Origin of the sequence: Halochromatium sp. (assembly GCF_046541315.1) — a bacterium.
In the GTDB taxonomy this organism is placed as follows: domain Bacteria; phylum Pseudomonadota; class Gammaproteobacteria; order Chromatiales; family Chromatiaceae; genus Lamprobacter.
Genome location: NZ_JBKHDN010000168.1, coordinates 1 through 6,053, shown reverse-complemented (window position 1 = coordinate 6,053; position 6,053 = coordinate 1). Strand labels below are relative to the sequence as shown.

Genomic DNA, 6,053 nt, shown 5'->3' with positions numbered 1-6,053 from the left:
TTCAAGGATGAAATGCGCGACTTCAAGGATGAAATGCGCGACTTCAAGGATGAAAGCCTCCGCGAGCGCCAGCGCATGAACAAGCAGTGGGGCGATCTCGCTAATCGGCTCGGGACCCTGGTCGAAGACATCGTCGCGCCCAGCCTGCCGCGCGTCGCTGCCGAGCTATTCGGCTGTGAGCGCCCGGAGCTGTTTGCGTTGCGCGTCCAGCGCCGCTTCAATGGCGACACGCGTGAATACGATGCCCTCGTGGTGTGCTCGGACTGCGTGTTGGTCAATGAGACCAAGTCGCGCCTGCACAGCAAACACGTCGAGCGGCTGCTCGCGAAACTGGCCGAGCTACCGACCGTTTTTCCCGAATACGCCGACAAACGCATCATCGGCGTGCTAGCCAGCCTCTATCCGGATCCCAGCATCGTCAATCGCGCCACCGCCACCGGTATCCTGGTGATGGGCATGGGCGATGAGGCCATGCAGGTGCTCAATCCGGAAGCGCTTCAGTAAACCAACCTGTCGACACGCTCACAGTCACAGCGTTTGTTAGGGCGTCTTTAGGCACTTGCCACCGCCGCATACAGTTGCAGCCTCTCGCGCTCGTCAGTAGCGACCGGCGTCATCGCAAGATCGGTATAGCCCAGCGGATCGGGCTCCGCCATGACACGCTCTAGGATGCGCCGATAGTGCCGGTGCATCCGGTAAGCACCGCCATACTTGATCACGAAGTCCCAGGCAAATCTCGGATAGAACAACAACGGATGCTCGACCGGCCGGCCCGGCCGGCGATCGCGCCGGACCTTGCGCCGGATCAGCCCGCCCTCGAGCGGATGCATGCGCTCATGGACGATCGGCGCATGGAAGGCGAACAGCTTGGCCAGCATGTGCTTCGGGTCATAGCCCCAGACCCGGCAGCGACGCAGCACCGTCGCCACATGCGCGTCGCTGTAATATAGATCCCAGACCTCGCGATAGATCGCCTCCCAGTCGGCGCGCGACATCCGTGGATGGGCCATGGTCACATGCTGAGTATCGTACTGGTTCATGTCCGGCTCCAGCGCCACGCCCTGCTGGATCAGCTGCTGATGATCCTTCGATCCCGGCAACGGCGTCAGGATGAAGAACTCCATGATGTCGATCGGCAGCTCGCGCTGGATGATCCGGATATCGCGACGGATGCTCTCCGGCGTATCGTCCGGGAAGCCGATGATGTAGCCGGCATAGGTCAGCACCCCGACCGCATGCCAGGCCTGCAGCATGGCGCGGTAATCGCCGATCCTGTTCTGCCCCTTCTGCGCGCCCTTGAGCGAGGCCGGGTGGATGCTCTCCAGGCCGATGAACACCCGGTTGACCCCGGCCGCCGCGGCCTTCTCGATGAAGCCCTCGATGCGATGGGTCTGGGTATCGGCCTGGATCACCAGAGAGATCTCCAGACCCGAGGCGCGCAGCGCGATGATGCGCTCGAGGATTGCCTCCCAGTTGCGATTGCGGGCGAAATTATCGTCGGTGATGAAGAAATTACGGGTGCCGTCGGCGGCATTGGCGCGGATCAGCGCCTCGACATCATCGGCGCTGCGATGGCGCGATCGGCGCCCCTGCACATTGATGATGGTGCAGAAGCTGCACAGGAACGGGCAACCACGGCCGGCGTCGAAGCTCGCGCGCTTGCCCATGGTGCGCTTGATGCGCGCGGCCGGCAGATAGGGCGTCGGCGCGCCGGTCAGATCCGGCAGCTCGCCGAGGTGGTTGTAGATGGGCGCGAGCCGACCGCCCGCGGCATCGACGAGCAGCCGATCCAGGCGACCCTCCAGCTCGCCGGCGAACAGGCTGATGCCCGCGTCCAGCGCCGCCTGCAGCTCCGGCGGCCACTGCGCGAGCATCGCCAGGCAACCGCTGACATGAAAGCCGCCGATCACCACCGGCAGATCGGCGGCCTTGAAGCGCCGCGCCAGATCCAGCGCGCGCGGATATTGGTTCGATTGCACGCCGACCAGCCCCACCAGCGCGCCTCCCCCGTCGCGATCGATGCCCCGTCGCAACCGCCGAATCAGGCGCGGCGTGTCGATCCGGGTGTTGCTCTCATCGAGCGCCGTCACCTCGATCTCGACCTCCGCGCCGAGTACCTCGCGCGCGGCCGCCTCCATCGCGTTCCCATACACCGCCGCCAGGCTGTTGGATGGAATCGACGAGCGCCACCACTGGATCACATAGCCCTCGTCATCGTAATGCGAGGGCTTGATCAGCAGCAGACGAAAGGGGCATAGTGCCCGCAGCTGACGTTGGCTCTTAAGGGTGCTCATCGACCTGACCGTCTCACTTGGCATCAGGCGATCATACAGCGATTCGCCCAGCCCCCGAACGCCGTGATTCGAGACCGGCAGTCAAGACCGCGCGGCACACGGCTGCTCGTCCATCGGGCAATCGGTCCAACTGCCAGTGATCGAAAAACTCGAACCGTACGGAGGATTTTTCGAAGATAATGCCGAATCCGCCGGTGATGACGATCGAAACGATCGCGTCACGCCAACCGCCACAGACGCACCGGGGCCTCCGTTCCATGGCAGCCCAGCAACCGCCCGGCTTGCGGGGCGGCGGCCTTCGGCACGCGCGTTCGCAATGAGGCCAAGTATGTCCCCATCCGATCTTCCCCCCCCGCATCCGAGCCGGTCGCCGTCATCGCTGAGCCCGGAGGCGCGCCGCCTGCTCGAACTGCCGCTCCCGCCGGAGATGCACGCGCTGCTAGCGGCCGCGCCCAGCGTCACCGTGGCCAGCTCGCACGAGCAACTGATCGAACTCGCGGTGCGCGATGCGCCCGCCGGCGGGTCACAGGAGGTCGCCTACGAGGTGCCCGGCCAAGGCCGGGTGGTCGAGGCCGAGGTCTGCCGCACCCGCAACGGCATCTGCGCCAACTACCTCGAGCCCTACATGCGCCGCCGCGACCCCGATTGCCTGGTCATCGGCGATGAGCTGCCGAGCGACAAGACCACCTACGTCGAACGCTTCGGAACCGCCTTCGCCCCGGTGCGCGAGGCCACCTTCGACTGGCTGAAGACGCAGCCGCTCGCCGTCTTCGCCTTCCATGCCGGGCTGCCGAGCCCGGCCACGCAGGCGCTGGCGATCGTCCCGGACAACGCCGGCTTCTTCGCCCTCGGGCTCGCCTTGCTGCAAGGCATCGTGGCAGTCGACGAGCTGCCGGACGACTTCCAGCCCAAGGCCGTCATCTACGTGGCGCCGCCGTTCCGGCACAGCCACTTCGAGGGCCAGCAGGTGGTGGTGCACAACCGGCGCGAGAGCCTGCACGAGCTGTTCAGCTACAACCTCTACCCCGGGCCGAGCGCCAAGAAGGGCGTCTACGGGATGCTGCTCTACATCGGCGTGCGCGAGCGCTGGGTGACCATGCACTGCGCGACGGTGCAGGTGGTGACCCCCTACGAGAACAAGGTGGTGATCACCCACGAAGGGGCGAGCGGCGGCGGGAAGAGCGAGATGCTCGAATACGCGCACCGCCAGCCCGACGGCACCCTTTTGATCGGCCGCAACCTGGAGACGGGCGAGACGCGCAAGTTCACCCTGCCCAAGGGCTGCGATCTGCGCCCGGTGACCGACGACATGGCGCTCTGCCACCCGTCGCTGGAGAAGGGCAACGGCAAGCTGACCCTGATGGACGCAGAAGAGGCCTGGTTCGTGCGCTGCAACCACATCGACCGCTACGGGACCGATCCGCACATCGAGGCGCTCACCGTGCATCCGCCGGAGCCGCTGCTGTTTCTCAACATTCATGGCCGCCCGGGGGCGACGACATTGCTCTGGGAGCACATCGAGGACGCCCCCGGCGAGCCCTGCCCGAATCCGCGCGTGATCATCCCGCGCAAGATCATCCCCAATGTGGTGCATGGAGCCGTGGATGTGGACGTGCGCAGCATGGGCGTACGCACCCCACCCTGCAGCGCCGCGCAGCCGAGCTACGGCATCATCGGCCTGTTCCATCTGCTGCCCCCGGCGCTGGCCTGGCTGTGGCGACTGATCGCCCCGCGCGGCCACGCCAACCCGAGCATCGTCGCGACCGAGGGCATGACCTCCGAGGGCGTCGGCTCGTACTGGCCGTTCGCCACCGGGCGCATGGTCGATCACGCCAACCTGCTGCTGAATCAGATCATCCAGACGCCCGAGGTGCGCTATGTGCTGATCCCCAACCAGCACATCGGCGTCTGGGAGGTCGGCTTCATGCCGCAGTGGATCGCCCGCGAGTATTTCGCTCGCCGCGGCGGCGCCCGCTTCGCCGCCAACCGCCTGCACCCCTCGCGCTGTCCGCTGCTCGGCTACACGCCCGGCAGCATCATGATGGAGGGCAGCACGATCGGGAACTGGTTCTTCGAGGTCGAGCATCAGCCTGAGGTCGGCCCCGCCGCCTACGACAAGGGCGCGGCGATCCTCACCGAGTTCTTCCACCGCGAGCTCAAGGCCTTCCTCGGCCCGGATCTGCTGCCAGCAGGAGCGCGGATCATCGAGTGCTGCCTGCAAGGCGGCAGCCTCGACGACTACCAGGGGCTGCTCGATCTGCCCTGCCTCGATCCGGACGAGGACTAAGGAGGCATGGTGACCCGTCAGTATCACGAGCAGCGCTGGGGCGTCGTCGCCGGCGCCCTGATCATCCAGGCCAGCTTGGGCGCCGTGTACATCTGGAGCGTGTTTCAGACGCCGCTGCTGGCGCAGTTCCCGGGCTGGTCCGAGACCCAGGCGACGCTGCCGGCCCAGCTGGTGATCGCGATCTTCGCCTTCGCCGTGATCCTGGGCGGACGGATCCAGGATCGGCTCGGGCCGCGGCTGGTGGGCAGCGTCGGCGGCCTGATCCTGGGTCTCGGACTCATCCTCGCCGGTTTCACGGGCGACTTCGCCGAGGGGCCGGCCCTGGCCTGGCTGGTGGGGACCTATGCGGTCATCGGCGGTCTCGGTATCGGCATGGCCTATGTCTGCCCGGTCGCGACCTGCGTGAAGTGGTTCCCGGACAAGCGCGGACTGATCACCGGCCTGGCCGTCGCCGGGTTCGGCGCCGGCGCCTTCTTCTTCGCGCCCTTGGCGCGGGCGCTGATCGGCGGCGGCGACTACGAGCTGTTCGGACTCGCGCTCTTCCCGCTGCCCCAGGTCGGCGTCTTCGACACCTTCATGGTGCTCGGGGTCATCTTCCTGGTCGCCGTGGTGCTGGGCGCCCAGCTGCTGCGCAACCCGCCGCCGGGCTATTGTCCGCCGGGCTGGACGCCGCCGGCGGCCGCCGCCGGTCAGGCCCCGGGGCGGGCCGATTTCACGCCGGCCGAGATGCTGCGCACCCCGACCTTCTGGCTGCTCTGGGTGACCTATCTGGCCGGCAGCACGGCCGGACTCATGGTGATCATGAAGGCGGCGCCGATCTGGGAGGCCTTCAGCCTGTCGGCGGCCGTCGAGGTCCCGGTCTCCCACAAGCGCTTCGCCAGCATCGCCTCGGCGGCGGCGATGGCGGTGGCGGTGCTGGCGCTGTTCAACGCCGCCGGGCGCATCCTCTGGGGCCGGGTGTCCGACAGCCTCGGTCGCAAGCAGACCCTGATCCTGATGTTCGTGCTCTGCGCGCTGGTGCTGTTCACGCTCGACTGGATGCGTCCCTATCCCCTGTACCTGCTCGGGGTCTCCCTGGTCGCGCTCTGCTTCGGCGGCTATCTCGCGCTCTACCCGGCGATCGCGGCCGACTACTACGGCACCCGGCACATCGGCGTGAACTACGGCCTGCTGTTCACCGCCTATGGCAGCGGCGGCCTGCTCGGCCCGTTCCTCGCCGCGGTGCTGCTGGAGACGACCGAGGGCGTCGAATACCAGGCGTTGGATGCCAGCGGCGCGCTCGCCACCCGGGTGTTCCAGCTCGGCGACTACGACATCGCCTTCCTCGCCGCCGGCCTGCTCTGCCTGGCCGCTGCGGTGCTGACCCTGGCCTTGCGGGCACCCCGGCGCAGCGACGCGCGTCAGGCCCGCCAAGCGGCAGCCTCAACCGAAGCAACCGCCGCCCTGCCCGTGTGCCGACAATCTTGAGTCCC

4 protein-coding genes are annotated in these 6,053 nt (G+C 67.1%); 3 read left to right on the top strand and 1 reads right to left on the bottom strand.

Going from position 1 to position 6,053, the window contains the following annotated elements:
• On the top strand, nt 1-504 hold a 504-nt coding region (locus ACLFQI_RS10715), incomplete at its 5' end, for a hypothetical protein (RefSeq protein ID WP_410759215.1).
• Between the two features lie 47 nt (nt 505-551).
• Here ACLFQI_RS10715 and ACLFQI_RS10710 read toward each other — a convergent pair.
• Nucleotides 552-2,294, bottom strand: coding sequence for a B12-binding domain-containing radical SAM protein (locus tag ACLFQI_RS10710; protein ID WP_410759214.1), 1,743 nt, complete (start codon nt 2,292-2,294; stop codon nt 552-554).
• A 328-nt stretch (nt 2,295-2,622) separates the two neighbouring features.
• On the opposite strand from ACLFQI_RS10710, the gene ACLFQI_RS10705 reads away from it, so the two are divergent.
• Nucleotides 2,623-4,581: a DUF4914 family protein gene (locus ACLFQI_RS10705; protein ID WP_410759212.1), complete on the top strand. Its 1,959-nt coding sequence runs from the start codon at nt 2,623-2,625 to the stop codon at nt 4,579-4,581.
• Nucleotides 4,582-4,590: 9 nt separating this feature from the next.
• The gene (locus ACLFQI_RS10700) at nt 4,591-6,048 is read left to right on the top strand and encodes an OFA family MFS transporter (RefSeq protein ID WP_410759211.1); all 1,458 of its coding nucleotides are present in this window, start codon (nt 4,591-4,593) and stop codon (nt 6,046-6,048) included.
• Nucleotides 6,049-6,053: the final 5 nt, after the last annotated feature.